The following is a 26,940-nucleotide window of genomic DNA, read 5'->3' as shown; positions in this document are numbered from 1 at the left end:
ACAGGTTCCAATCATGAAAATCCTCCTGACCGGCGCCACAGGTTATATTGGAAAACGTCTTTTAATTCAGTTATTGAAAGAAGGACATCATATTGTTTGCGCTGTCAGGGATCAACGCCGTTTCAGTACCTCAAAATATAAAGATGCTAAAGGAACGCTGGAGGTTGTTGAGTGTGATCTTTCGGATAAGGCAAGCTTATCAGTTATTCCAAGGGAGTTGGATGTTGCATACTATCTCATACATTCGATGGCAGAAGGCGGCGATTTTTCTAAAACCGAAAAGCAAAGCGCCCAGAATTTCCGGGAGGCTATAGAAGATACAACTGCTGTCCAGGTCATTTATTTAACCGGGATTGTAAATGAAGAAAAGCTATCCAGGCATCTTTATTCAAGAAAAGCGGTTGAGGAAGCGCTTCAAAGCAGCCAATATGCATTAACCGCCTTAAGAGCCGGTATTATTGTTGGTTCAGGAAGTGCCTCCTTTGAAATTATCAGGGATCTCGCAGAAAAGCTTCCGGTGATGGTGGCGCCCGTATGGATCAAAACCAGGTGCCAACCCATTGCCATACGGAATGTGATTGAATTTTTGACCGGTGTAAAGCTAAAAGCGTTTACTTACCATCAACATTTTGACATAGCAGGCAAAGAAATACTGACCTATAAAGAAATGATCCTTCAATATGCCCGCGCAAGAAAGCTGAAGAGAAGCATTATAACAGTGCCTTTTTTCTCTCCGCGTCTTTCTTCCTATTGGCTATATTTTATCACATCTACCAGTTATACACTGGCAAAAAACCTGGTGGAAAGTATGAAAGTGGATGTGGTAGCCCAACCCAATAACCTTAACTGGCAATTAGGCATACAATTGATCAGTTATCCCAATGCGATTCAACTGGCTTTTGATAAGATTGAACAAAACGATGTGCTGTCCAGCTGGCATGATTCATTTCCTGATCACTTTCACAAGAAAAATGTTTGGCAGTACCTGGAAGTGCCGGAAAAAGGTTGTTTCAGAGATAAGAAGCAAGCTGCAGTAACGAATGAACCTGAAACGCTGGACCGCATATTTGGTATCGGGGGCTCAAAGGGATGGTACTCTTCTTCCATGCTCTGGAGATTAAGAGGCCTTATGGATAAACTATTCGGCGGTGTGGGATTAAGCAGGGGCAGAAGAGATATACGAATCCTGGAACCTGGCGACAGCGTTGATTTCTGGCGCGTACTATATGCCAACCGCGTGGAAAAGAGGTTGCTTCTTTTTGCAGAAATGAAGATGCCGGGCGAAGCCTGGCTGGAGTTTACCATCAAAAACGATATACTTTATCAAACTGCCACCTTCCGTCCCAGCGGACTAGCGGGCCGCCTTTATTGGTATGCAGTTTACCCGTTCCACTTTTTCATTTTTAATTCTATGATCCATCAACTAACAGGCGCCGAAAAATAAGCCGGTTGGGTTCTCTGCAATTTAATTCCATCTTTCATAAATTTAGAGAATGAAAAAATCATTACTCCTCTTGCTGGCTGCCTTCGCCATTATACAGGTACAGGCCCAGCAGGTTCAAATAGTTGTACAAGGCTCCAAGACCAGTTTACGGGGGCTCAGCATTAAAGGCAAATCCATTTGGGTAAGCGGTAGCGGTGGCACCGTTGGCCGGTCTGTTGACGAAGGAGAAACATGGCAATGGCAAATTATCGGGGGTTATGAAAAAACTGAATTTCGGGATATAGAAGCACTGGATGAAAAAACTGCTGTTGTTATGGGGATAGCATCACCCGCGTATATCTTAAAAACATCGGATGGAGGGCAAAATTGGACCAAAGTATACGAGAACCGGGATAGCGCTATGTTTTTAGATGCCATGACTTTTAAAAATGCGAAAGAAGGAATGGTGGTAGGCGACCCCATCAATAATAAAATATTTGTGGCTCAAACAAAAGATGGCGGCAACAGCTGGCAGCCAACCAATCAACTAAGTTTGCCTAATGCCCAACCCGGTGAAGCTTTTTTTGCAGCCAGCGGCTCCAATATTATATGGTCGCGATTGGGATACTGTATCGTAAGCGGTGGCGCCGCTTCCCGTTTTTTCACCAAAAATAAAGCTATAAACTTACCCACTACCCAGGGACAGCAAATGACCGGCGCCAACGGCATTGCGGCACAGGACAACCTATTGCTGGTAGCCAGCGGAAATTATAATGATCGCGATAAAAGGGATAGCGCCTTTGTATACAGTCACGACGGAGGAAAGACCTGGCGGCTACCAGATATTATGCCAGCCGGTTATAGAAGTGCTGTTTGCTTTACCGGTAGAAACATGGCTATTACCTGCGGTATAACGGGCATTGACATCAGTAAAGACGGTGGCAGGCATTGGAAACAAATAAGCAAAGAAGGTTTTAATACCTGCGCCTACGATAAGGCCAATAATGCTGTATACTTTGTTGGAAATAATGGCAGGGTTGGAAAATTACAATTGTAGCATTTTCTAACCCCGCCCGGTGGATCGTTCATAGATGGAAGTGGTGCGTTGCATAAATTAGCCGTATTAAGGTCTAATAATTTTAATGAGTCAAAAATAAAAGCCAACGCAGGCAAGCACAACGGGGATTTACAGGAATAAATACGGGATTTTTCCCGTACTGCATATTCATCCGGCTTTGTAGGTTTGCTGATCATTCTGTGTATTATAAACACCTTAAAAATGTTAGAAAATAATCAGTGCAAGCTCGAATTTTACTTCACCAGAGAAAAAATCGAAAGCCTCCTAAAGGAGAACCCTCAGGCAAAGGGCATCATCATCAGCCAGGAAATAAAAGTGCGTTTTTCTGCTGACAATGAAAAGCTGAATGTAATAGAGATATGCGCCCGTGCCGATAACGGGAAGGCAAAAAACCGCGGTGTGGAAAGGCCGGCACATGGATGCCCTTACCCTCCCGGATGCGATAATAAAGCCGAAGAAGTAGAACAATAATCTGAGACAATCAGTGTGAAAACCCTTTCTCAAATATTAAACATATTGGATACTGTTGGTCCTGCTATAGCAGTTGCATTTCTTTTAAGAAGTAAGAAAATGCTTTCTAAAGAGGTCCTTCTAATTCTGATCTTCTGCCTGATTCAATTAATCTGTAATTGTACAGCTTCCATTATCGAGCGCCTGGCAGTTCCCACAAAATTTATTCTTCTGCAAAATAATTATTGGGTATATAAGCTTAATGCCACCGCATCTTTTCTTGTTATTCTGACGCTCTTTTTAAAATATCTGTTGCATTGCAGCCCTCAGGTAATGTACGCCGCATTAATTTCATATGCTGCTGTTTCCATATTATTGATTGTAAATGGTGACGGTATCTCACAATTCAGCTCGGGGAGCTCAGCCTTTGAAAGCATTGTTATTGTTGCTCTTAGTCTGTACTTTTTCTATTCCAAGCTCATCAATACCCATGAGGAGGTCAGTATTCCCGAAACAAGTATTTTTTGGTGTGTAGTAGGTATTTTCACATATTATGCCGGAGCATTCTTTATATTTATATCCTATAAATATGTAATAGACACCAGCAGCAGCACGCTGGGTGCTTTATGGCGATTTCACAATATTCTTTTATTTATTTGTAGCCTGTATATCAGCTATGGCATCTTATGCAAAAATTATCGAACGATATTGTCGTAATACTGGGTGCTTCAGTCTTTTTTCTTTTAATTACTTTATTTATAGTTGTTCTATTAATGGCTTACAAACGCAGAGATTATAAACACCTCAAAGAAAAGCGGTTGCTTGAAGAAGATTTTAACAGCCAATTGTTACGTTCCCAGATAGAGGTGCAGGAACAAACATTCTCCCAGATCGGCAAAGAACTGCATGATAATGTAGGTCAGCTTTTAAGTACTTCCCGTATGCTGATCGGATTGGCAGAACGAAGCCTCCAAACGCCGCCAGACACTTTGCTGACTGCAAACGCCACTATAGGAAAAGCTATTACGGAATTGAGGTCTTTGTCTAAATCTCTTGATAAAGACTGGCTATCTCAATTTAACCTGTTGGACAACCTGAAAGCTGAAGTATTAAGGGTAAATGCAGGAAATGCCATAAGCGCTAACCTTCATATACATGCTGAGCCCGTTCTCCCCTCTTCCAAACAGATCATTCTTTTTCGAATTATACAGGAGGCTGTACAAAATGCCTTAAAACATAGCAATTGTAAAGTGATAGATATTTATTTTTACAGAAAAGGTACTGATGCTGAAATTACAGTGGCGGATAACGGAACCGGATTCCAAAACAAAGAAAACAAAGGAATGGGTTTAAAAAACATGCAATACCGTACCAAACTTTTAGGAGGTACCATCCATCACGAATCCTCCATTAAAGGCACCAGTATCGTTATTGTTATACCCCAAACTTTAGAAACCGATGAAAACTAAAATAGGTCTTGTAGATGACCATCAGCTTTTCTTAAAATCGTTAAGCCTGATGCTGGAGAGCTTCAACGTATATGAAGTAATACTGGAAGCAAGTAATGGTAAAGACCTCCAGGAAAAAATAAAACACAAAAAAGAGTTACCGGAAATCATGCTCATAGATGTGAATATGCCTGTTATGAATGGCATTGAAACAGTTAAATGGCTTACGGATAGCTATCCCCAAATCAAACCAGTGGCATTATCAATGAATGCCGACGATGATGCTATCATATCGATGTTCAGGGCAGGCTGTTGCGGCTATCTTTTAAAAGACACGCACCCCAACGAGCTTGAAAAAGCATTGGATGAGATTAATAAAAAGGGCTATTACAATGCCGATGCAGGTAATATCAATTTTCGCAGAATATTGATGAAAGCCGATGAAAGAGAAGGGCCGCTCTTAAGTCCCAAAGAAGCTATTTTTCTACAATATGCCTGTAGCGAACTTACTTACAAGCAAATCGCATCAGAGATGAACCTCAGTGAACGCACCATTGATGGTTACAGGGAGGCATTATTTAAAAAATTTAACGTACAGAGCCGTGTGGGACTTTGCCTGGAAGCAATAAGAAAAGAATTGGTAAAACTATAATTATAACTTATAAATATATACATTTACCGCAATTTAAACACTACCACATGGCCCAAAACGAAACGATATCTGTAAAGCGTATTCCTTTCTATTTATTTTTAATATTATTAGGCTTTTTATCCTTCTATGTTTACGACCGGGTTATAAAAAGAGATAATGACGGAACGGCCAATCCTATCCCCACTAAAGCCGGGCCTATTACAAAAGAAGTTGCAGACGCATACATATCCAACTACCTGGCAGCTCAGGATTCATTGGGTGATGCTTATAAACTGGTAACCGCTGATGGTAAAACTACTTTACGTGGCTTCTGGATTTCGAGGCAGGCCTTAAGAGGCATGGATGAATCTATAAGAAAGATCGATAAATTATCTAATATAGTCGGGTACAGCGTTTATTTTGGCAAAGCTGAACCTTATAGTAAAAATAAAAACCAGGCTTTAACCCTTATCATTCGGGGTACGGTGCCCGGGAAAAGTGGACAGAAGGGTACTACAGTACAGAAAACACTAAAACTCACTGATGATGAAGTGGAAGATGAAGGCGATTTTTACGATCATACTGACGCATGCCCCGATCGTTGCGGAGAACCGGAGCCAACGCCTCAACCATAATAATACAGTTGAGTAAATATGAGCACGCGCTTCCTAGTATATCTCATCGTTTTACTAATCACATGGATGATGGGGTTTTATAACTTTAAAAAGTTAAGTAATCCTTACAGAGTCCTGACCATTTTTATTCTGGTTACTTTTATTAGCGAATCAATAACTCGTATTTTTATTAAAGAGTATAGAAACAGCTGCCCGCCCTATCATATTTACCAGCCGCTACAGTACTTTTTTATCACCCTTTTTTATTTCCATTATTTAAAAAAATCAAGAATTATAATTTGTTGGTCCTGGGTTGCGTTTATTATATTTTCCATGATCAACACAGGTCTGATGCAGAGCGTTTGGACGGTACCAACCAATGCGATGCTGCCATCTAATATTATATATGTTCTCTGCTCGTTGCTTTTATTCAAAAACATGCTGCAAAATACAGAAGAAAAGCAATTGCTCCGGCAAGGCTTATTTTGGTATAACACATCCACATTAATACTATACACTTTTAATTTCTTCTGCTGGAGCTTCTATAATTTTCTTTTGAGAACTAACAACAGCACACTGAATTTGTCTGACATAACCTATATTCTTAATATGCAATACTACCTCACTACAGGGATTGTTATATATTTGGACAGCAGGCGCAGACCAAATGAACAATAATGTATCTGAAATATATGTATTTATTATCACAGGAATTCTTCTTTTCGGATTGCTGGCGGGATTCATCATCTTTTTTGTGGTCGCCTATTATAAAAAACAACAACAAAATTCGAGGGAAAAACAGCTGCTCCAGACAAAATTCAACGAAGATCTTTTAACCAGTACCATAGAAATACAGGAAAAGGCCTTTGACGACATTAGCCGGGAATTGCATGATAACGTTGGACAACAATTATCCGCAGCTTCCATATACCTTAACCTCTTGATGCAGGAAGCTGGCCAGGATCAAAATGTAAAACTGCAAACCTGCCGGGAAATCATTTCCAATAGCCTGCAGGACATCCGCCATATATCGCAAACACTTTTGGGAGATAAAATAACGCAGGTTGGCTTTATCGCTTCCTTGAGATTAGAGCTGTCTAAAATCAATAAACTCGGTATTGGCAGCGCCACACTTCACACCAGTGATGAATCCCTGGAACTAGACCCCCGAAAGGAGATCATCTTATTCAGAATTGTACAGGAAGCGGTCAACAATGCAACCAAGCATGCACCTGAAAGTGAAATTCACATCAGCATCCAAAAAGAAGAAGACCAACTAAAAATCAGCATTAAAGATACCGGGCAGGGATTTGATACCAGCAGTAACGAAAAAGCCGGCGTAGGGTTAATTAATATGGAAAGCCGCGCAAAAACCATCGGAGCCCAATTTACACTAACCAGTAAGCTGAAAGAGGGCACGCAGATTAACATTATCTTATAAGCACCCAGAGGGAGTTCTATATCCCCGATTGTTCACGGCACAAAGGTAACCGTCCGTATCACTTCAAAATGGGCAAACTCACTCCATAGAATGCTCCACGTCTGATTTAACCGGAAGGTTTAGGGTAATGATATACGGTATTTCAAAAAATGGTATGTCCTACTACGGGGAAAAGTTCGGTGTAAAATAACCCGGCAACCCCGTCGCTATTTTATGAAAGCTTGCTCAAAACACTTTTCATTTCCTTTACTGCTGCTTCATTAATGCTGTAATGATCATTTTCTACACTGCTTTCAAAAGCAAGAGGAAAAAAAGACATATCGCTTTTCTTTAACTCCCTCAGTGAAGTGTGAAATTCATAACATCGGGTTTGTGCAGCCAGCACCAATAGATTATTCGCACGTACTCCGCTTCCGGGCATGATGCCGATACGCCCATTAGCCACCATGTTCAATTCGGCTATCAATGCGGCTCCCTGAGGAGCCGTGAGCTGCTGACCACTGGTTAACACGCGCTCACACCCAATATCTACCAATTGCTCTAAGGCTTCAAACGGTGCTATACAGCGATCGAAGGCCCGGTGAAAAGTAACACCAAGCGGATAAACCGCTTCCACTAATCGCGCTGTTCGCTTTATATCAATGGATGCATCCCTGTTTAAAAAACCGATCACGATACCATCACATCCAAGCGCTTTGCATTGCATCGCATCATACAGCATACATTCAAACTCTTCTTCCGTATAAAAAAAATCACCGCCCCGCACCCGGATAATCGGGTAGATTTTCACATCAAAACTTTCCCTGCATTTTTTAATTACCCCGTAAGATTGGGTGGTACCTCCTTCTCCCAGGTTGGCACAGAGCTCTATACGGTCCGCTCCCCCAGCCACGGCATTTTTGGTAGATTCAAAATCTGATGTTGCAATTTCTAAAGTATACTCCTGCCCCATATATGCCATTTATCAATATTAATCCCAAGATATTTGTAACGCCTATTTACAACTCACTATTCAATATTCACTATTTTCTATTCCCACGCTTACCCGTTCACTTAAACCAGCTATTCGCCTCCACTAATTTCTCCGCTGTATTTGTTTTCAATGCATAGCTAAACCCTTTGTGTATGGCAAAAGAGCCTACCACGCCGTGCTTGTTGATAGCCAGAAATGCCACCTGTATCTTGTTTACATCAGGCCCTTTTATTTTAACGATCCGTTCAATTACCTTCCTGCATGCCACCTCCGGACCATATCCCTGGCGCATCATTTCTACTACGCTATGTGAACCCGCTACCCGTATTACATCCTCGCCCTGGCCCGTTGCGGTACAGGCGCCCACGTCGCCATCCACATATAGTCCTGCGCCGATAATCGGTGAATCGCCCAGGCGGCCACGCATCTTAAAGCCCATCCCGCTGGTAGTACAGCTGCCGCCGAGATTTCCATTTGTATCCAGTGCCACCATTCCAATCGTGTCGTGATTCCACCCGCCGTTAATCTGCGACGGAGCAAACGGGCCATGCCCTTGATTTTCTTTGTTTTCCCGGTTAATCTGTGGCTCATACTTTTCATTCTTCAGCCAATCCTGGTAAGCTTTTTTGGCATCGGGCGATAACTCCGCCGATTCAAGGGAGAAACCTTCAGCTAAAGCAAATTGCTGAGCGCCGCTTCCTACCAGCATTACATGCGGCGTTTTCTCCATTACCCGCCTGGCTACCGAAACGGGATGCTTAATTCTTTCCAGGAACGCTACGCTGCCACAATTAAAACGATGATCCATTATGCAGGCATCCAGCGTTACAAATCCATCTCTATCGGGATTAGCTCCCAGGCCCACACAACAATTAATTTCGTTTTCGGTAACCATAACGCCTTTTTCAACCGCGTCAAGGGCAGTTCCACCTTTGCCTAATACCTCCCAGGCTCCTTTATTGGCTCTCAGGCCCGCATCCCAGGTAGAGACTACCACAGGTCCGTTTACCTTCGTTAACTGCCGTGCATACGCTCCTCTTCCCCCCATAGATGTTACAGCCCCTGCCAATGCTCCTAACTGCAAAAAACGCTTACGATTCATCATACCGCAAATTTTAATATCGAAAATAGCATTTATGACCCTAAAATAATGGTATCTGCTTTCAATAACTTTTTAAATTATCCGGCTATCTTTTCTACCAGATCGTGCATCAAAAAAAAAGTCGTTCCCGCCTACCCGCTCAGGTATGCCAACAATTGCTTTACTTCGTTGTTATTTTTAAATTTTGATTTGATGAACATTGAAATAATATCCGGCAGTCCCCGCCAACAGAGCTTAACCGTAAGAGCAGCATATGCGGTGCAAAAATGGTTTCAAAAAAATACCCAACATAATGTAGGCATCATTGATTGCCGCGAACACCAGTTGCCCTGGGTGGAAAAAGTATTCAATTCTATTGACAATACGCCTGACCAGTGGAAGCCGTTGTTCGAGCGTATATTTAAAGCAGACGCTTTTATTTTCGTTACCCCGGAATATAATGGCAGCTACTCTCCTTCATTAAAAAACATGGTAGATCATTTTCCAAAACAACTGCACAAAACATTAGGCGTTGTTACGGCTTCCAATGGCGGATTCGGAGGTATGCGGGCAGCCCAGCAATTGATCTTATTGGGCGCTGGACTGTTTACCGTGGTTTGTCCTCAATTACTGGTGATCCCCACTATCGATAAAAAAATTGATGAAAATGGCGATCTGATTGATCTTGCTTTCGAAAAAAGCATCCATAATTTCGCATCCGAATACCTTTGGCTGGCTGAAAAGATCGCCTCTAAATAATTATTACCCGGACACCGGGGGTCCGTTAGTTCAAGGATCCAGGTCTCCCCATTATTTTTTTTTGAAAGCATCTATTTATGAAATCAACTGTAGCTGAAATACGCGAGCGCTTTGATAACGACGTAGAAAGATTTGCAAACCTTGAAACCGGTCAGCAGTCCACTATTGACGCTACTGTTTCACTGGAGTTGATTACTGAAGCAGCTAAAAACATTGTGCCGACAGCAACACATTTACTGGATATTGGCTGTGGCGCCGGCAACTATTCATTGAAAATGCTTTCGAAACTGCCCGGACTGCATTGTACATTGGCTGACCTAAGCCAGCCTATGCTTAACAAAGCTTTCGAAAGAGTATCCGTACAAACTACCGGAGGTGTACAAACTCACCATGGAGATATCCGTGAACTTTCCTTGCCTCAAAATGGCTTTGATATCATTTTAGCAGGTGCCGTATTACATCACTTGCGGGATGATGAAGACTGGCAAACTACTTTTAGCAAGTTGTATAGTTTATTGAAACCAGGCGGTTGCCTGATGATCAGCGACCTGGTTACCCAGGATGATCAACGGTTGGATGATTATATCTGGAACGAATATGGCAATTACCTGGAAAGCCTGGGCGGAAAAGAGTATCGCCAGAAAGTATTGGATTATATTGCTAAAGAAGATTCCCCCCGTTCGGTAACCTATCAGCTAAACCTGATGAAAGAAGTAGGCTTCAGTACAACAGAAATACTGCACAAAAATCTTTGTTTCGCTGCATTTGGAGGAATTAAATAAGCAGACAGCCTTTTATTTCACGCAGAGCCCGCAGAGGAACGGAGGCGCAGAGCATTCATTCTTGAATATGGGATATTAAACAGTCTCCTTCTTCTAACCCCCAGCCAGCCGCTGCTAGTTTTCATTTCAAGCCAAGCGCGCAAAGAGACAGAAGCACAGAGCATCCATTGTTGAACACTGGTTATTAAACGTCCCTTTCCTTCTAACCACCAGCCAGCCCCTGCTAGCCTTCATTTCACGCCAAGCACGCAAAAAACAGAAGCGCAGAGCATCCAGTCTCGAACACTGGATATTAAACAGTCTCCTCCTCCTTACCACCAGCTACTCCCTGCTAGCCTTTTATTTCATGCAGAACTCGCCGAGGAATGGAGGCACAGCTTTTTAAACATTAAACATTTTCCTCCTACGCACCACTAGTTATTCCCCACTAGTTTATCTTCCTCATCCATAAAAATTCCCAAATTCTTCCGGGCCCTGTTCTGTACCTTACGTTTCATAAAATTAGTCCAGCCGAATAATTTCCCCGTAACCCCAAATGCCTGAGCCAGCCAGGTGCTCAAGCGAAAGCCGTCACTATGCTCTACAATCAGGCCTTCATTTATCCGCATGAAGCCTTTTGCCCTGTTAACAATCTTCCGACCCGTACCAGAAAATGTATAGGAAGCTACCCATTTGCAGGTCAGGTACTCATGGTCTATTTCGGTGATCTCGTCAAAGGTTAACATAAAGTCCTTTGCGTTCATACAAAGCATTTTCCACATTGCACGCACTTCGTCTCCGCGCAAAAAACCGAATACCGGATCACTAAATACAATGTCCTCAGCATAACAGCTATTCATCGTTTCAAAATCCCTTCTGCTAAAGGCCTCATAAAACCGTTCTACCATTTGTTTATTTGTCATAAATACTTTTTAAAAGGCAATCGTTTGCACTGCGTTTGCGTTATCAGCTCTTCCAAAATTACTTATCTTGGCACCTTCTTAAACAATCTTGCTATGCTTAAATCATTTTCTTTCACACTGCTATTGCTTGCTGCATGTGCGTTATCTATCGCACAAAAGGTAAACATCATCCCTCAACCCACTAGCATTACCGAAAAAGAAGGTTTCTTTACACTTACCGCTAAAACAGCTATTATTGCTCAAACCAAAGATGAAATAAAATCTGCAAACTTTCTGAATGAATATCTTAAAAATTGCTATGGCTTTACCTTACCGGTAAAATCTAAGGGAACAACAGGTATTATGATCAAATCCGGCAACGGTGCTAAAGACGGCTATACTTTAAATATCAATAAAAGTACCGCTGCTATAACCGGCCTTACAGCTCCGGGTGCTTTTTATGGTATACAATCGCTAATTCAGTTATTACCAACCGAAAAGAGCAGTACATTATTGATCCCTTCGGTAAGCATCACAGATGCGCCTACAGTACAATACCGGGGCCTGATGCTTGATGTAGGCAGGCATGTGTTTCCATTAAGCTTTATTAAAAAATATATTGATTATATCGCATTGCATAAAATGAACTATTTCCATTGGCACCTCACCGAGGACCAGGGATGGCGTATCGAAATAAAAAAGTATCCTAAATTAACACAGGTAGGTGCTTACCGTAATGGCACCATCACCGGCAGATACCCTGGCACCGGCAATACAAATGAAAAATATGGCGGTTTTTACACACAGGAGCAGGTAAAGGAAATTGTTAAATACGCTGCCGACCGCTTTATAACCGTGGTTCCCGAAATTGAAATGCCCGGGCATGGCAGTGCGGCCATTGCGGCCTACCCGTTCCTGAGCTGTTTCCCCGAAAAACCCACTTATTATTTCTTTAAAAAAGTAGGTAATAAACCCGCCAACTGGGCCGGAGACACCACCACTAAAGCAGTAATGCAAAGCTGGGGAGTATATGATGATATTTTTTGTGCCGGCAAAGAATCAACATTTAAATTCCTGCAAGATGTGTTAGACGAGGTGCTACCTTTATTCCCTTCCAAAATTGTACATATAGGAGGCGATGAAGCACCTAAGACCAATTGGCAAAATTGCCCTAATTGTCAAAAAAGAATCAAAGAACTTAATATTAAAGGCGACGATAAGCACAAAGCCGAACACTACCTGCAAAGTTATTTTGTACAGCGAATGGAAAAGTATCTAAACGCCAAAGGTAAAACCCTTTTGGGCTGGGATGAAATACTGGAAGGAGGTCTAGCCCCTAATGCCTGGGTAATGAGTTGGCGTGGCGAAGCGGGCGGTATACAAGCGGCAAAAGAACACCATAATGTTATTATGACCCCTACAACCTACGCTTATATCGATTACCAGCAGGCGAAAAAAGAAGATTCGGTTACAATCAGCGATAATAGAGGCTTCCTGCCAATTGAGAAAGTATATAGCTGGAAGATATTCCCTGATGCCCTGTCAGCAGAGGAAAAAAAATACGTGCAAGGCGGACAAGCCAATCTCTGGACTGAATATATCAATAATTCGTCCAAAGTTGAATACATGATATTCCCGCGTGTAGCTGCAGTAAGCGAAGTGTTATGGACGCCCCAGGAACAGAAAAACTGGGATAACTTCAGCAAACGATTAGAGGTTCAGAAAAAACGGTATAACCTTTGGGGCACTAATTATTTCGGAAAAAATCAATAACTTATTCATTATATTAATAAGGCTACTCCAATCAAACAAACCCAAGCAATGAGTAAACAACAAACTTCAGGCAATTATATAGATAGTCTTGAAAAGATCAGTGTAAATATCCAGGCTGATGTAAAAAGTGGTTCAAAGGTAATTGCTCAAACTATTGCCAACCTGATCAGGCAGAAACAGCAGCAGGGACAAAATTGCGTGCTGGGACTGGCTACAGGATCCAGTCCTAAAACCCTTTACGCAGAGCTGGCACGCATGCATAAAGAAGAAGGCTTAAGCTTCGGCAATGTAATTTCCTTTAACCTGGATGAGTATTACCCCATCAGCAAAGAAGCGCCACAAAGCTATAACCGCTTTATGCATAATCACCTGTTCGACCAGGTGGACATAAAACCGGAGAACATTCATATTCCTAACGGAGAAATTAAAAAAGAAGATATCAAAGCTGCCTGTGCTGATTATGAAAAGCAAATAGAGGCAGCGGGCGGTATTGACCTGCAGATACTCGGTATTGGTAATAATGGGCATATTGGTTTCAACGAACCCGGATCGGGCATTTATACCCGTACCCGCCTGGTAAATCTGACCAACAGCACCCGCCTGGCCAATGCCTATGAGTTTGCCAATATTTCTGAAGTCCCGCGCATGGCCATTACTATGGGTATCAGCACCATTATGAAATCCAGGCAGATCATTCTGATGGCCTGGGGGCCGGCTAAAGCCATAGCGGTAAAAAAAGCAGTGGAAGACGAAGATTCCGAGATCGTTCCCGCCTCTTTCCTGCAAAACCACGATAATGTAAGTTTCGTACTCGATGAAGCGGCGGCAGCGGGCCTCACCCGTATCAAGTCGCCCTGGCTTACCGGCGATTGTGAATGGACTGCTAAAACCATAAAAAAGGCCGTTGTGAATATGGCCTTACAACTCGGCAAAACCGTACTGAGCCTGACCAACGAAGATTATAATGACAATGGACTCAGTGACCTGTTGGTGGAAAAAGGTGATGCCTACGAGATCAATCTCGAAGTGTACTATATGCTGCGCGACAGTATTACCGGCTGGCCCGGTGGTAAGCCCAATGCAGTAATTCCGGCCCACCCCGAAAGATCGGAACCCTATCCTAAAAAATGCATCATCTTCTCTCCCCACCCCGATGATGACATCATCAGCATGGGAGGTACTTTTCAACGGCTGCACGACCAGGGGCATGAAGTGCATGTGGCTTATCAAACCTCGGGTAATATTGCTGTTACCGATGAATTTGTCACCCGCTTTTTAGATTTTGCAGTAGGGTTTAACCAGATCGCCGATATTAATTCTGATAAACCCGGACAGATCCTGAGCGAAGCAAAAACGTATATATCCGGCAAAAAACCCGGCCAGGTTGACTCGCCCACCATTCGCTCTTTAAAGGGTTTAATCCGGCGCGGCGAAGCCAAAGCCACCTGTAACTATGTAGGCATCGATCCCAATAATGTACATTTTCAAAACCTGCCTTTTTATGAAACAGGTACAATTGAAAAGAAACCTTTGGGAGAAGAAGATGTGGAGTTGACCATTCAACTGCTACGCGAGGTAAAACCCCAGCAGGTATTTTGTGCCGGCGACTTCGCAGATCCGCACGGCACCCACCTGGTATGTTTTAATGCAGTGTTGAAAGCCTTACAACGTATCAAAGCTGATGGAGATGAGTGGATCCATGACTGCTGGCTATGGCTGTATAAAGGCGCCTGGCAGGAATGGGATATCGAGGATATTGAAATGGCCATCCCTATGAGCCCCGCACAGGTGCTTAAAAAACGTTTCGGTATTTTTATCCACCAGTCCCAGAAAGACAGTGTACCTTTCCAGGGCAGTGATGACCGCGAGTTCTGGCAGAGAGCTGAAGAAAGAAATGCTGCTACTGCTAAAATATTTGCAGACCTCGGACTTACACATTATGCCGCCATGGAAGCATTTGTAAGATGGCAATATTAAAATAATATAAGTGCCGAACCTGTATAAGCATTCGTTCTGATATTTAAAAATGTCGCAATAACCTGCGGCATTTTTTATTGGAAAATGCGTGGAATTGCTGTTTCATCCATGTGATTGGCAGACTGGATTGATATCGAAAAAAGTACTAACCTGTTTAAAAATTTGCCACGCTACATAAAATGAATACTTTTATTTCTCAAAACAAGTTTGAGATGCATTCAGAGTGGTTGAAAGCTACTCTTTGTATCTCCCCCTAAACCCCGGAACCAAATAATGCACAAAAAGCTGTATCTGAGAAAATATGCCCAAACGCGTCAATGGTTCAATAATATTGTCAATATAGGGTTAACTCCAGACCTTAGTTTTGAAGAAGCCAGAAGAGTTCAGATTTTCAATGTGATGGGAATGATGGGCCTTCTCATATCAACTATTTTTGTCATCATTCACTTTTCTAATGATCGCGTTACACTGGGCCTGCTTAATGTAGTAACGATGCTGTCCACAGGAACTGTTGTCATTGCCAATTACAAACATTCCTACTATTTTGGCCAGCTAGCGGTCAGCATCGCGTTAAGTATTGTTTTCACCGCCACCAGCTTTCTTTATCATGATGGTATGGAATTTTACCTGTTGCTGTTGACAGCGCTAATGGCTACTATTATGAAAAGGAGCTGGTTTTTACGAACTTTATCTATCATCAACTGTATTATATTTCTGGTTCTTATAAAGCGGTCGGCCGAATTTTATACACCAACGCCGGGTAATATTTATTTCGTTAACCTGGTGTTACTGGTAATGTTTTACCTCGTTTTTTTCAGGTATTCAGGAAAAATAAACCGTTTGTACCTCGCAAATATTGAAGAGCGGAATCATCAACTCCGGCAGCAGCAAGCCCGTCTCATTGAACAAACCGAAGAACTGGAGATCAGCAATCGTAAGCTGGCGGTGCTAAACAGCACCAAAGAAAAGCTATTCTCTATACTGGCGCACGACGTACGCAGCCCAATTGCCGGCTTGAAAACCTCACTGGATCTGCTCAATGAAAAAGCATTATCAAGAGAAACTTTTACCGAGCTTTCGCATGAACTTTCTTCACAGTTAGACCAGCTACAGGACAGTATGGACAATTTATTGAAATGGAGTAACCGGCAGATGACGGGAATAGAACTGCAGCCGCAAAAAATAATGATAGCCTCCCTGATAGCTGATACTATCGGATTATTGCAATATAACCTGGCCAATAAAAACATCAGTATCAATACCAGTTTTGATACCGATGCAATGATATATGCCGACCCAGATCATATTAAACTGGTTATGCGCAACCTGATTTCCAATGCCATAAAATTCAGTTATGCAGGCAGCAAGATTGACCTGCTCGTAGAACATAGAGATTCACTTGTCCATTTCTCTGTTATTGACAAGGGTATTGGAATGAAGAAAGATGTTATAGACAAATTATTTAATGAAGCAGCTGTAACCTCGCAAAGAGGTACTTCCAATGAAAAAGGTACGGGAATGGGATTAAAGATCAGCAGGGAATTCGCCGAAAAAAACGGTGGACAAATACTGATACAATGCGAACCAGGTACAGGCTGTGTTTTCACGTTAACGTTACCGGTAGCAGCATCCAGCCAGGTTGTGTTGCCCGAATAGGTGCTCGTAGTGGATCGTTCATAACCGGCAGGGCGGGGTTATTCGCCGATCCTGACACCATAGTATCTGCAATCAACCACATACATAATCCATAGACGCTCCTTCCACTGGCTATTCCTGTAATTTACTTAATCTACCGGTTTTTTACGTAACTTTATATGGAGTTTAATCTATACAGATCACCTAAATTTGCTCCTATGACAACACATACTGCTATGCCGAACCACAAAGTACATGAAGGCCGCAACATTAAACGTTTTCGGGAAATGCTGGGTATAAAGCAAGATGCCCTGGCTGCCGATCTCGACATGAGCCAGCAGAGCATATCATTACTCGAGCAAAAGGAGACCATCGATACCCCCCTGCTCCAGCAAATTTCTGCTATTTTGAAAATACCGGTGGAAGCGATTCAGCATTTTGATGAAGAAGCCGCGATAAATGTCATCTCAAATACTTTTAATAATCACGATCATTCCAGTCCACAATTTGCAAGTGTTATAAACAATTCACCTACGTTTAACCCACTTGATAAGATGGTGGAATTATACGAGCGTATGTTGCAACAGCAAAGAGAAATGATTGATAAGCTGGAGAAGTTGATAGAAAAGAAATAAGCAAACCTGGCTAATTATGGCGAATTCGCTATAATTAAATATAGAAAGTGAGGCTCCTCCATTTTTAAGATAGTTAAGCCATACTTATATTATAGAAACCAAAAGTATGTCAAAGAGTAAAATGATAGAAGTCGAAGGGCGGGAAATAGCAATTATTTCCGATAGGCTGGATGATTTTATTTCGCTGACAGATATTGCAAAGCACAAAAACGAAGAGGCTACAGGCCTGGTTATCTCACATTGGTTAAGTACAAGATACACGGTAGAGTTTATGGGCTTATGGGAGCAAATTCATAATCCAACTTTTAATGTTACTGAATTCGGTAACATTAAAAGCGAAGCGGGGAGCAATGGCTATGTTTTATCGTCAAAGCAATGGATACCAAAACAAATGCAATTGGCATTATATCAAAACCGGGCCGATATGGCGGCGGTACTTTTGCCCATAGGGGGATATTGCATTTGAATTTGCATCCTGGATTTCTGCAAGTTTTAAGCTATACCTGATCAAAGAATTTCAGCGCCTGAAGGATGATGAAAACAATCGCCTGCAACTCGATTGGAACCTGCAAAGAACCATCTCTAAGATCAATTACCATATTCATACCGATGCCATAAAGGAAAATTTAATTCCTAAAGCCATTACCAAACAGCAAGCCAGTCATGTATATGCAAGTGAGGCCGATTTACTGAACGTTGCCCTTTTCGGCATTACGGCTAAAGAATGGCGTGATAACAATCCCGGGCAAACTGGCAACATAAGAGATTATGCAACTTTAGAGCAGTTGGTTGTGTTAAGCAATATGGAAAGCCTGCCTGTGGGAGGACAGGCATTAACGAATTACTTATCGGGCAAGGACTGTCACAGGGCGACAGGCTCCTGCAGCTTAACAAAGTAGCCATTAACCAAATGAAATCTCTTTTGGAAAGTAAAGCCAGCAAAAAATTATCTACTAAATAAGTCCACGCCCTTGCCCACTAACTACTTACCATCCCCTACTTACCTGCTCTCTACAGCACAATATTATTCTTCGGCACAATAGCCGGTGGCAGGTTCGCTTCATCCAGCATATCGCGCATATCTATTTCGATGGTACGGCTGATTTGAGTAATAGGCACATCGTTAGCGCTTCCTTCAAAGGGATTTACCGAACTTTCGCCCACCGTATCCAATGTATGAAAAGCCCAGGTAATAGCCGCAGAAAACGGGATATTTAACCATATTGAATAACCTTGCAAAAAGGTTCCATCGCCTAGTCTATCAAATTCGCGGAGCAACGCAAAGGGTACTAAAATAATAAATATAAAAAGCAGGTAGGTAGCGATAGAGGAAAAATTACGGGGATAAGGAAAGTTTTTAATACGTTCGGCCTTCCCCTGGTGATCGGTAAACTTCATCAGGCCCTGTTGTAGCTGTGTCCATTGAAAATCATTGATCAGACCGTCCTTTCTCAAGGCAGCTAACTCCTCTGATTGTATGGCAGTTAATTGCGTAGCCCGGTTCTTTTTAGAAAGAATATAGCTTAACTCCTCCTGCCCCAGGTATTTCGCCAGTTCTATATCAACCCTGGTTAATGTTTCGGGTATTTCGTAATGAGATGATCTGAAATTCTCATTCCGTTTATCGCTCATATTTTCCCAAACTCTTGGCTCCCGTAATTGGAAACGTAAGGCTGTAAGCCAGCCAAAATGCCTGTAAAACATCCGTTTCACAACAATGGATTGTTTACCACCCAATGCATCGCGCAGTGTATAAGCAAAGCTGCGGCTATCGTTGATAATAGTACCATAAATCTGGCGTGCCTCCCATAGCCTGTTATAACTGGCGTTATTTTTAAACCCTACAATAAATGCCACTGCCGTACCCACAATGGCGGTGGGCTGCCAGGGAAATGTCAGGAATTTTAAACCCAGGAAGTATAATAAAGTGGGTATCGTGGCCAGGAACAACATCCAATAAGTGTCCCTGATGGTCCATTTCATAAACTCTACCGGTGTAAATCGTCTGCCTGCGTGCATATTAGTTTCTATTTGTTGGTACGAAACACCAAAAATAGAGGGTTCAAATCAACGAATCAAAATACCTGTAATAAATCTGTGTCGAGGAGGTGATTGGGCTACTCAAACAATAGCTTTAAAATAATATAAATAAAATTAATTATATTTTAGTATTAGGACGTTATCCTTTCTTTTGATACCTTCATTCTTCATCATTTTTCATTTAAAATGCAGATAAGAAAAGCTTATTCAGGAGACCTCGATACACTATTGGAATTTGAACAAGGCATTATCGAAGCTGAAAGGCCTTTCGATGTTACATTGAAAACCGGGCAGTTCCACTACTATAATTTAAAAGAAATGCTTAACCGGGATGACTGTGCCATTATTGTAGCTGAAGAAAACGGCCAACTGATTGGCAGTGGCTCTGCCCGTATTTTAGATGCAAAGCCGTATAACAATTACGGTTCTTACAGCTTTTTAGGATTTATGTATGTAGATCCTTCTTTTAGAGGCAGAGGCGTGAACCGCCTGATCATTGATGCATTGAAAGAATGGACGAAGAGCAAAGGTTTATCAGAGATACGTTTACAGGTGTATAGTGACAACAGCAGCGCAATCAACGCTTATGAAAAGGTGGGCTTTAAACCTATCTTAACAGAAATGAGATTGACTTAGCACATTATTTTAATACTTCTACATGAAACAACATACTACCAACTACTCTAATACACTGATAGAAATAGCAGAAGACTCTCCTGTAGAGATAGCAGAGATACCCGCTTCAAAAGGAGATACGAAAACAGTTGCGCGGCTTCAATACGAACTGTTGGCCAAACATCCTTACCAATACACTTCGGATGATGTGCTTTTTGAGGTATATGCACAACGCAATGACATTACCCAGGCTGAATACAAAGCGGCCAGGGACGTATTTTTTTCAAAAGGACAACCCTGTATGAGAGCATCGCCGCTAACTAAAAGATATGGTTTTGGCGTACACGCCGATCAAAACGGAAAGATCGCCCTTTTTGGTGCAGAGACAGGTGATTACAGACGACTGTTAAAAGATGATAATATCAAAAAGGTAAAGGCCATGCGTACTTCTAAAAAGTAAGCTGGCCTTTTACCAGCGATATTTATGGAACTCAAATAGTATATCTAAAATATCTCCAGGGACTCCAGGAGCAATAGCGATCGCCAATCTTAGCCCTTACACGCCACCTGCCCGGCTGCGCGCCAACAAAATTATGCGTGAAACTGGTACCGTGAATATCATGGTAAACTGCAAAAGTCTTGAATGACTGGGCAGCCCATTCCCCTGCTTTTACAGCGCCAAAAGCATCTATCTCTATACTATAAGTAGCACCAGGTATACCTACTGCACCCCAGCTAAAATCCGTTTTACGTGGATAATTACTAAATACCTTGCCATCTGCAGGAGCATTCAATACAGGCACGGCACCCTTCGACCAGGTTAATGTAGGATCACCCAATATACTCATCCCATAAAACCATTGCCGTTGCCATAACTCGTGCATATTCCCCCGTGCCTGCCACCAGCTTACCAACGCATCTCCAATACATTTGCCCTCTCCAAGCGGTTTATAAAAGTCTGCGAAAAATAACATGGAACCTGTTTTAGTGCTGCCTATGGCGGTCAGCCCATTTGACATTTCGCCTCCGGCTTTATCAAAGATGTACCAGCCTCCGATATATTCACTTTCAGTAAATCTGGCGCTGCTGCAGCAGAACAGGTTGTAGAAATGGGCGTTGGGCGATCTTTCATCCCGGAAGTAGCTATTGTAAATCCATTCCTTCGAATTGGTTGAGGGTATCCTGAACGAATGTACGTGAGGAGAAGAATGCGAGCATAATTGAACAAATGAACGCAGCTTATTTATTTCCGTTTTGTATAAATCCGCATCTGTTGTATCCGGATTAGTAAATTTGGTAATAAAAGAAGCCGGCACCATCTGGTCCATTTCACAATCATCAAAATCTACCCAGTCGTCTTCAACATAAGCCAGTGCTGAGCGGGAATGCCCTAATTGGCCGGTTCTGAAACGATGGTTTCTGTCAAAATAATCATTGATCAGCGTGACATCATTGCCATTTTGCGTTGGTGTCCATATACGACCCAGCCATATTTCTGGCGTCATATCTCCCGAAACGGCATTAAATTTCCCATCACTATCAGCATCGGCCCAGGTTCCGTTCAGCGTAGTATAGTATAAATCGCACGGGAATTCCGTATCCGCGCCGTCAAAATCATCTGTCATCTCAAACCAGGCCGGCGCCACAGCGCCTACCATAATAACACCTGCCCTGCTCTTACCTTTAATGTAATTTTTGATATAAGAAGGACCTCCGCCCCGAACCACATGAACAGTTGCCCAATATCCATCCCTTGCAAGATCCAGTACAAAACGCTCTACATTGGCACGGGTTGCTGCATATACATCCTTATGCACCAGTATTAATACGCGGCCCTTTAAAAAGCGAAACAAGCTATAAGAATTGAGGTAGGCCTCATTTGAATTAAACGAGGGCCGGGGCATTTCCTCTATCAAAGGCAAAAACTGGTAGTAATCCTTAAACTTCAGGCGATGTTCTGCGTACGAATCAAACCTTTTATACAGCGGGTCGTTTAACTTCAGGTTACGCACATTTTTATACGCATGGTTCAGCTTGTAGTGACGGCCAATGGCCTGCATGTTGATAAGCGTGTTGTCTTTTAATACGGTAGCTGCGGTAAACTTCTTACTGGTGATCACACCATTTTTTGCAGCAGACAATGCATCACCGGCCAACGCTTCCGGTTGCTTTTTTACGGTTTTTGCTGTTTTCGGTGTTCCTGATGTTTTTTTTGCCGGTACTTTTGATTTTTGGGGCGCGGCAGATTTCTTTGGGGCATTTTTTCGGGTGGCCATGTCGGTATTTTTTGGTTTATTAAAAAACAAAAATACCTGCTAGAAGCATGGGAAAATTCCCGGTCACCTGTTTTAGTGAGTTCCCGGAGTTGCCGTTAAACGCTGTTATTCTTCCAACTTATCTTCAGCCTTCTCTCCGTTCTCTACAATATCACCAGGTTTAAATAATACATTTTTCATAACGGTACGCCAATCTTCTTTTTTACGCAACAGGAATTCGAGGTCCATGGCAAAATGAATGAACTCTTCCTTTTGCGCCTGCTTCATGATTTTTTTTGCTTCCTCGTCTTTTTCAACATGAATACGTTGCTCATACCAGTCGATGGCCTCTGCTTCCTCAATTAATGACTGGATCATACGCGCAAATGTTCTAACTGGTTGCGATAGCTCTTCAGGCGGTTCGTGATACTGATCAAATCCCATAGTTTTCTTTTTTGATAGTTAAAACTAGAAGAGGACAATTATTAAGCCAACGATCGCTGAAGATCCGGTTAAAAAGGCTTTGGGCCTTGCCCAGACATAACAATCGTTAATAAATCTGCACACCTGCCAGATTCAGGTAAACTGACAACACAAAATTTACTGGTTTCGATTTCCGTGCAGTTTAAATGCTTTTATGCAGGCAAAATGATCACCGGGTTCAGAACACTGAACCTGGTCGTAAACTATTTCTTTTTATTCATCGAGAAGCCAGCCATGGCCAATATCACTAAAAGAATAATAATAAATTCAAGCATTGTATAAAAATAGGCTATTGCCGGATACTACCTGGCATACGGGCTGGCTTTTCTTTTCAGAACCGTAATACAACTTAAGCGGCCAGATCAATTCCCGGATTATTCCGGAATCAGCTTTCAACTTTGATTGCCGGTCAATAAACGATTGCCCGATTCAAAAATAATATTGATATGCCATTACATCTAAAATCCGCTCTGGCGCTATTTTTATGTCTCTCCGCTGCATGTAATAAGCCTTGCTCCAGGAAAGAACCTGCACCTGCAGCAGATGTTTACATCAACAGGCAAACTCAACGCTGGCAGCTACTCCACCAAATAGATTTTTTTTATAAAAAGAAAATTTATTTTGCCTGACATAACCTCCCATTTTGTATTGAACCCACTCGATAAAGCTTACAATCTGCTATCACTTTCATCAATGGGCTTATTCACAAAATTTATACTTTTGAGCCCGGCTTCATTTATACTTTTTAGTACAAATAGCCTACCTTTGCAAAATGAACACAGACACAGACCAATTAGTAAAGCCCGAAAACACAGAGGTTGAGTTTGATCCGATAGAAAGCCATGTCAACAGTGAATATAAATATGGTTTTGTAACAGAAATTGAATCAGAATCGGCTCCCAAAGGGTTAAGTGAAGATATCGTACGTTTTATTTCAGCAAAAAAGAACGAACCGGAGTGGATGCTGGAATGGAGGTTAAAAGCCTATGCGCAGTGGCTTAAAATGAAAGAGCCTAACTGGGCTAACGTTACATTTCCTACCATCAACTACCAGGATGTCATATACTACTCTGCTCCCAAACAGAAAGTGAAGCCTAACAGTCTTGATGAAGTAGATCCTGAATTGATCAAAACTTTCGAAAAGCTGGGTATCTCTTTGGAAGAGCAAAAGCGCCTTACGGGGGTTGCCGTAGATGCTGTTATTGATAGCGTATCTATCGGAACTTCTTTTAAAGAGCAGCTGGCAGAATTAGGTATTATTTTCTGTTCAATGAGTGAAGCTATACAGGAACATCCCGAGCTTGTTCGCCAATATCTGGGCAGCGTGGTTCCTGTTACTGACAACTATTTTTCTGCTTTAAATTCGGCGGTGTTCAGCGACGGGTCATTCTGCTTCATTCCTAAAGGTGTTCGCAGCCCGATGGAACTGTCCACCTATTTCCGTATTAATGCTGAAAATACAGGGCAGTTCGAACGTACTTTAATTGTAGCGGAAGACGGTGCTTACGTAAGCTACCTGGAAGGGTGCACCGCACCCATGAGAGATGAAAATCAATTACATGCAGCGGTTGTCGAAATTGTTGCTTTAGATAACGCAGAAGTTAAATACTCTACTGTGCAAAACTGGTATCCCGGCGATAAGGATGGTAAAGGCGGCATTTACAACTTCGTTACCAAACGTGGAATTTGCAAGGGTGTTAATTCTAAAATAAGCTGGACGCAGGTAGAAACCGGTTCTTCTATTACCTGGAAATACCCCAGCGTTATTCTTCAGGGCGATAACTCTATCGGAGAATTTTATTCGGTAGCGGTTACCAATAACCGCCAACAGGCTGATACCGGAACCAAAATGCTACACATCGGTAAAAATACGAGAAGTCGCATTGTAAGTAAAGGAATATCAGCAGGTTATAGCAACAACAGCTATCGTGGTTTAGTTAGAGTAGGTAAGAATGCGGCAAATGCACGAAACTTCTCTCAATGTGATTCCCTGCTGTTAGGTGATAAGTGTGGCGCCCATACTTTCCCTTATATAGAAGTAAAGAACAGCACAGGGATGGTGGAGCATGAAGCAACGACTTCAAAAATCGGCGAAGACCAGATCTTTTATTGTAACCAACGTGGTATCGATACAGAAACTGCAGTAGCATTGATCATTAATGGCTTTGCGAAGGAAGTAATGAATCAGTTACCCATGGAGTTTGCAGTTGAAGCACAGAAATTGCTGGCAATCAGCCTGGAAGGAAGTGTAGGCTAAAATTTTAAAACGTTTAAGGTTTAAAGTTCAAGATTAAAGAATTGAAATATTATTGAGTATCATCTAAAATTAAATTTGATATATAAATTTTGATTATTAATAAATTCTAGCAACTTAAATTTTAAACCTATGGCAACAGTTAGACGTTTTGAAGACCTTGATATCTGGAAGGATGCAAGGGTGATATGTAACGAGATTCGCAAAATCACTTTGGCCTCTGACTAAAATCCTCACTGGAACACCTAAGTGGAAAAATAAACGGTTTTATAAATTATCTTAACAACAATCGCTATAAAAGGAGTAAAACTCAGAAAGCCGGATAACAATGGCCAACATTAAACTCCCCAAACATTAAACTTTGAATTAAAATATGTTAACAATTAACAACCTGAAAGCAGGTATTGAAGATAGAGAAATACTTAAAGGAATTAATTTACAGATAAACCCAGGTGAAGTACATGCAATTATGGGCCCTAATGGTTCTGGAAAAAGTACATTGGCATCTGTATTGGCAGGCAAGGCAGATTATGAAGTATTAGGCGGATCAGTAGAATTTCTGGGAAAAGATCTTTTAGATCTGGATCCTGAAGAGCGTGCAGGGGAAGGCGTATTCCTGAGCTTTCAATATCCCGTTGAAATTCCAGGTTTGAGTACCACCAATTTTATGAAAACAGCAGTGAACGAAGTACGCAAATATCGCGGTGAAGAAGAATTAGATGCTGTTTCTTTCCTGAAAAAAATGAAAGAAAAAATGGCCCTGGTAGAAATCGATCAGGTAATGTTAAGCCGTTCTTTGAATGAAGGGTTCTCAGGTGGTGAGAAAAAACGTAATGAGATCTTCCAGATGGCGATGCTTGAACCTAAATTAGCCATACTGGATGAAACAGACTCAGGTCTGGATATCGATGCGATCCGGATTGTAGCTAATGGTGTAAATAAACTACGCACGCCTGAAAACGGAATTCTGGTAATCACGCACTACCAGCGTTTATTGGATTATATCGTTCCGGATTTTGTTCACGTATTATATAATGGTCAGATTGTAAAATCGGGTACCAAAGAGCTGGCTTACGAACTGGAAGAAAAAGGATACGATTTTATTAAAAGCGCTTTAGTGTAAAAATAAAAACATGGCTTACCCGGCATTAAAACCCATTAGTCCTGAGGTTTATCTCGCGGAAGAGCGAAGATCATCAACCAAACATCACTACTTTAATGGTGACGTGGTAGCTATGGCCGGTGCAAGCATCGCTCACAATACTATTGTATCGAATTTGATCAGAGAAGTTGGCGTTTTTTTAAAGGAAAAAGACTGTAATATTTTTCCTAGCGACCTTAGAGTTAACATTCCTTCGGCGGCAACATACACTTACCCGGATGCTACGATCATTTGTGGTTCACCTGAAGTAACAGACGAACAGCGTGACACTGTAAAAAACCCTACGGTTATTTTTGAGGTTTTATCAGCAACTACCCGTGAATACGATACGAGTAAAAAGTTCCTTTTTTACCAGCGCATTCCGTCTCTTAAAGAGTATATATTAATAGACAGTACGCTGCGATCGGTAGTAATATACCGCAGACAGGAGGATGAATTGTGGAATATTGCAGTTACGGAGGGAGCAGAAGGCAGTTTAAAAATATCGTCAATTGGATTTTCTCTTTCGTTCAAAGAGCTTTACAGCAATGTAACGTTGCGTACTATATAA

25 protein-coding genes are annotated in these 26,940 nt (G+C 42.0%); 19 read left to right on the top strand and 6 right to left on the bottom strand.

The window, feature by feature from the left end:
• Nucleotides 1-13: 13 nt before the first annotated feature.
• The 7 genes from U0035_RS22690 (at nt 14) to U0035_RS22660 (ending at nt 7,085) form a co-directional block, all read left to right on the top strand.
• Nucleotides 14-1,444, top strand: coding sequence for an SDR family oxidoreductase (locus tag U0035_RS22690; protein WP_114791242.1), 1,431 nt, complete (start codon nt 14-16; stop codon nt 1,442-1,444).
• A gap of 49 nt (nt 1,445-1,493) precedes the next feature.
• On the top strand, nt 1,494-2,480 hold the full coding sequence (locus tag U0035_RS22685; RefSeq protein ID WP_114791241.1) for a YCF48-related protein: 987 nt from the start codon (nt 1,494-1,496) through the stop codon (nt 2,478-2,480).
• A 222-nt stretch (nt 2,481-2,702) separates the two neighbouring features.
• Nucleotides 2,703-2,972, top strand: coding sequence for a hypothetical protein (locus tag U0035_RS22680; RefSeq protein WP_114791240.1), 270 nt, complete (start codon nt 2,703-2,705; stop codon nt 2,970-2,972).
• 665 nt (nt 2,973-3,637) lie between these two features.
• Nucleotides 3,638-4,420 (top strand): sensor histidine kinase, encoded by a 783-nt coding sequence (locus U0035_RS22675; RefSeq protein WP_114791238.1) that lies wholly within the window; start codon nt 3,638-3,640, stop codon nt 4,418-4,420.
• Entirely contained in the window at nt 4,410-5,051 is a 642-nt protein-coding gene (locus U0035_RS22670) for a response regulator transcription factor (RefSeq protein WP_114791237.1), read from the top strand. The genes U0035_RS22675 and U0035_RS22670 overlap by 11 nt, the downstream gene beginning before the upstream one ends.
• Nucleotides 5,052-5,098: 47 nt before the next feature.
• Nucleotides 5,099-5,665 (top strand): hypothetical protein, encoded by a 567-nt coding sequence (locus tag U0035_RS22665; RefSeq protein ID WP_114791236.1) that lies wholly within the window; start codon nt 5,099-5,101, stop codon nt 5,663-5,665.
• A gap of 613 nt (nt 5,666-6,278) precedes the next feature.
• A complete protein-coding gene (locus U0035_RS22660) occupies nt 6,279-7,085 on the top strand; it encodes a sensor histidine kinase (RefSeq protein WP_162817881.1) in 807 nt (268 codons plus the stop codon).
• Between the two features lie 211 nt (nt 7,086-7,296).
• Here the strand turns inward: U0035_RS22660 and U0035_RS22655 are convergent, their stop codons facing one another.
• Both U0035_RS22655 and U0035_RS22650 read right to left on the bottom strand, forming a co-directional pair.
• Nucleotides 7,297-8,046, bottom strand: coding sequence for a copper homeostasis protein CutC (locus U0035_RS22655; RefSeq protein WP_114791233.1), 750 nt, complete (start codon nt 8,044-8,046; stop codon nt 7,297-7,299).
• 88 nt (nt 8,047-8,134) lie between these two features.
• Nucleotides 8,135-9,163, bottom strand: a complete 1,029-nt coding sequence (locus tag U0035_RS22650; protein ID WP_114791232.1) for an isoaspartyl peptidase/L-asparaginase family protein — start codon at nt 9,161-9,163, stop codon at nt 8,135-8,137.
• Nucleotides 9,164-9,352: 189 nt separating this feature from the next.
• Here U0035_RS22650 and U0035_RS22645 point away from each other — a divergent pair, with 189 nt between their 5' ends.
• Together U0035_RS22645 and U0035_RS22640 are read left to right on the top strand one after the other, a co-directional pair.
• Complete coding sequence (locus U0035_RS22645) at nt 9,353-9,898, top strand: NADPH-dependent FMN reductase (RefSeq protein WP_114791458.1); 546 nt, start codon at nt 9,353-9,355, stop codon at nt 9,896-9,898.
• Between the two features lie 77 nt (nt 9,899-9,975).
• Nucleotides 9,976-10,680 (top strand): class I SAM-dependent methyltransferase, encoded by a 705-nt coding sequence (locus U0035_RS22640; protein ID WP_114791231.1) that lies wholly within the window; start codon nt 9,976-9,978, stop codon nt 10,678-10,680.
• Between the two features lie 413 nt (nt 10,681-11,093).
• Here the strand turns inward: U0035_RS22640 and U0035_RS22635 are convergent, their stop codons facing one another.
• Nucleotides 11,094-11,582: a nuclear transport factor 2 family protein gene (locus U0035_RS22635; protein WP_114791230.1), complete on the bottom strand. Its 489-nt coding sequence runs from the start codon at nt 11,580-11,582 to the stop codon at nt 11,094-11,096.
• A 93-nt stretch (nt 11,583-11,675) separates the two neighbouring features.
• Here U0035_RS22635 and U0035_RS22630 point away from each other — a divergent pair, with 93 nt between their 5' ends.
• From U0035_RS22630 to U0035_RS22610, 5 genes are all read left to right on the top strand, one after another.
• Nucleotides 11,676-13,334 carry a beta-N-acetylhexosaminidase gene (locus U0035_RS22630; RefSeq protein WP_114791229.1) on the top strand — a complete coding sequence of 553 codons (1,659 nt, stop codon included), beginning with the start codon at nt 11,676-11,678 and terminating at the stop codon, nt 13,332-13,334.
• Nucleotides 13,335-13,382: 48 nt separating this feature from the next.
• On the top strand, nt 13,383-15,311 hold the full coding sequence (gene nagB / locus U0035_RS22625; protein ID WP_114791228.1) for a glucosamine-6-phosphate deaminase: 1,929 nt from the start codon (nt 13,383-13,385) through the stop codon (nt 15,309-15,311).
• A gap of 273 nt (nt 15,312-15,584) precedes the next feature.
• The gene (locus U0035_RS22620) at nt 15,585-16,967 is read left to right on the top strand and encodes a sensor histidine kinase (protein ID WP_114791227.1); all 1,383 of its coding nucleotides are present in this window, start codon (nt 15,585-15,587) and stop codon (nt 16,965-16,967) included.
• A gap of 197 nt (nt 16,968-17,164) precedes the next feature.
• A complete protein-coding gene (locus tag U0035_RS22615; protein ID WP_245957735.1) occupies nt 17,165-17,581 on the top strand; it encodes a helix-turn-helix transcriptional regulator in 417 nt (138 codons plus the stop codon).
• A gap of 106 nt (nt 17,582-17,687) precedes the next feature.
• A complete protein-coding gene (locus U0035_RS22610) occupies nt 17,688-18,047 on the top strand; it encodes a KilA-N domain-containing protein (protein ID WP_262510905.1) in 360 nt (119 codons plus the stop codon).
• Nucleotides 18,048-18,592: 545 nt separating this feature from the next.
• Here U0035_RS22610 and U0035_RS22605 read toward each other — a convergent pair.
• Nucleotides 18,593-19,600 (bottom strand): bestrophin family protein, encoded by a 1,008-nt coding sequence (locus U0035_RS22605; RefSeq protein WP_114791225.1) that lies wholly within the window; start codon nt 19,598-19,600, stop codon nt 18,593-18,595.
• Nucleotides 19,601-19,807: 207 nt separating this feature from the next.
• On the opposite strand from U0035_RS22605, the gene U0035_RS22600 reads away from it, so the two are divergent.
• Both U0035_RS22600 and U0035_RS22595 read left to right on the top strand, forming a co-directional pair.
• Nucleotides 19,808-20,257, top strand: coding sequence for a GNAT family N-acetyltransferase (locus U0035_RS22600; protein WP_114791224.1), 450 nt, complete (start codon nt 19,808-19,810; stop codon nt 20,255-20,257).
• Nucleotides 20,258-20,279: 22 nt separating this feature from the next.
• Nucleotides 20,280-20,696: a DUF6157 family protein gene (locus U0035_RS22595; RefSeq protein ID WP_114791223.1), complete on the top strand. Its 417-nt coding sequence runs from the start codon at nt 20,280-20,282 to the stop codon at nt 20,694-20,696.
• A 31-nt stretch (nt 20,697-20,727) separates the two neighbouring features.
• Here the strand turns inward: U0035_RS22595 and U0035_RS22590 are convergent, their stop codons facing one another.
• Nucleotides 20,728-22,512, bottom strand: a complete 1,785-nt coding sequence (locus U0035_RS22590) for a C25 family cysteine peptidase (protein ID WP_114791222.1) — start codon at nt 22,510-22,512, stop codon at nt 20,728-20,730.
• 105 nt (nt 22,513-22,617) lie between these two features.
• Nucleotides 22,618-22,935 (bottom strand): ferritin family protein, encoded by a 318-nt coding sequence (locus U0035_RS22585; RefSeq protein ID WP_114791221.1) that lies wholly within the window; start codon nt 22,933-22,935, stop codon nt 22,618-22,620.
• Between the two features lie 811 nt (nt 22,936-23,746).
• On the opposite strand from U0035_RS22585, the gene sufB reads away from it, so the two are divergent.
• The 3 genes from sufB to U0035_RS22570 all read left to right on the top strand — a co-directional run bounded on the left by sufB (nt 23,747) and on the right by U0035_RS22570 (nt 26,940).
• Entirely contained in the window at nt 23,747-25,231 is a 1,485-nt protein-coding gene (gene sufB, locus U0035_RS22580) for a Fe-S cluster assembly protein SufB (RefSeq protein WP_114791219.1), read from the top strand.
• Nucleotides 25,232-25,601: 370 nt separating this feature from the next.
• A complete protein-coding gene (gene sufC, locus U0035_RS22575) occupies nt 25,602-26,351 on the top strand; it encodes a Fe-S cluster assembly ATPase SufC (RefSeq protein WP_114791218.1) in 750 nt (249 codons plus the stop codon).
• A gap of 10 nt (nt 26,352-26,361) precedes the next feature.
• Nucleotides 26,362-26,940: a Uma2 family endonuclease gene (locus U0035_RS22570; RefSeq protein ID WP_114791217.1), complete on the top strand. Its 579-nt coding sequence runs from the start codon at nt 26,362-26,364 to the stop codon at nt 26,938-26,940.

This window comes from Niabella yanshanensis (assembly GCF_034424215.1).
Classification (GTDB): domain Bacteria; phylum Bacteroidota; class Bacteroidia; order Chitinophagales; family Chitinophagaceae; genus Niabella; species Niabella yanshanensis.
Note: the sequence above shows the minus strand (reverse complement) of the source record. Positions and strands in the feature narration are given on the sequence as shown.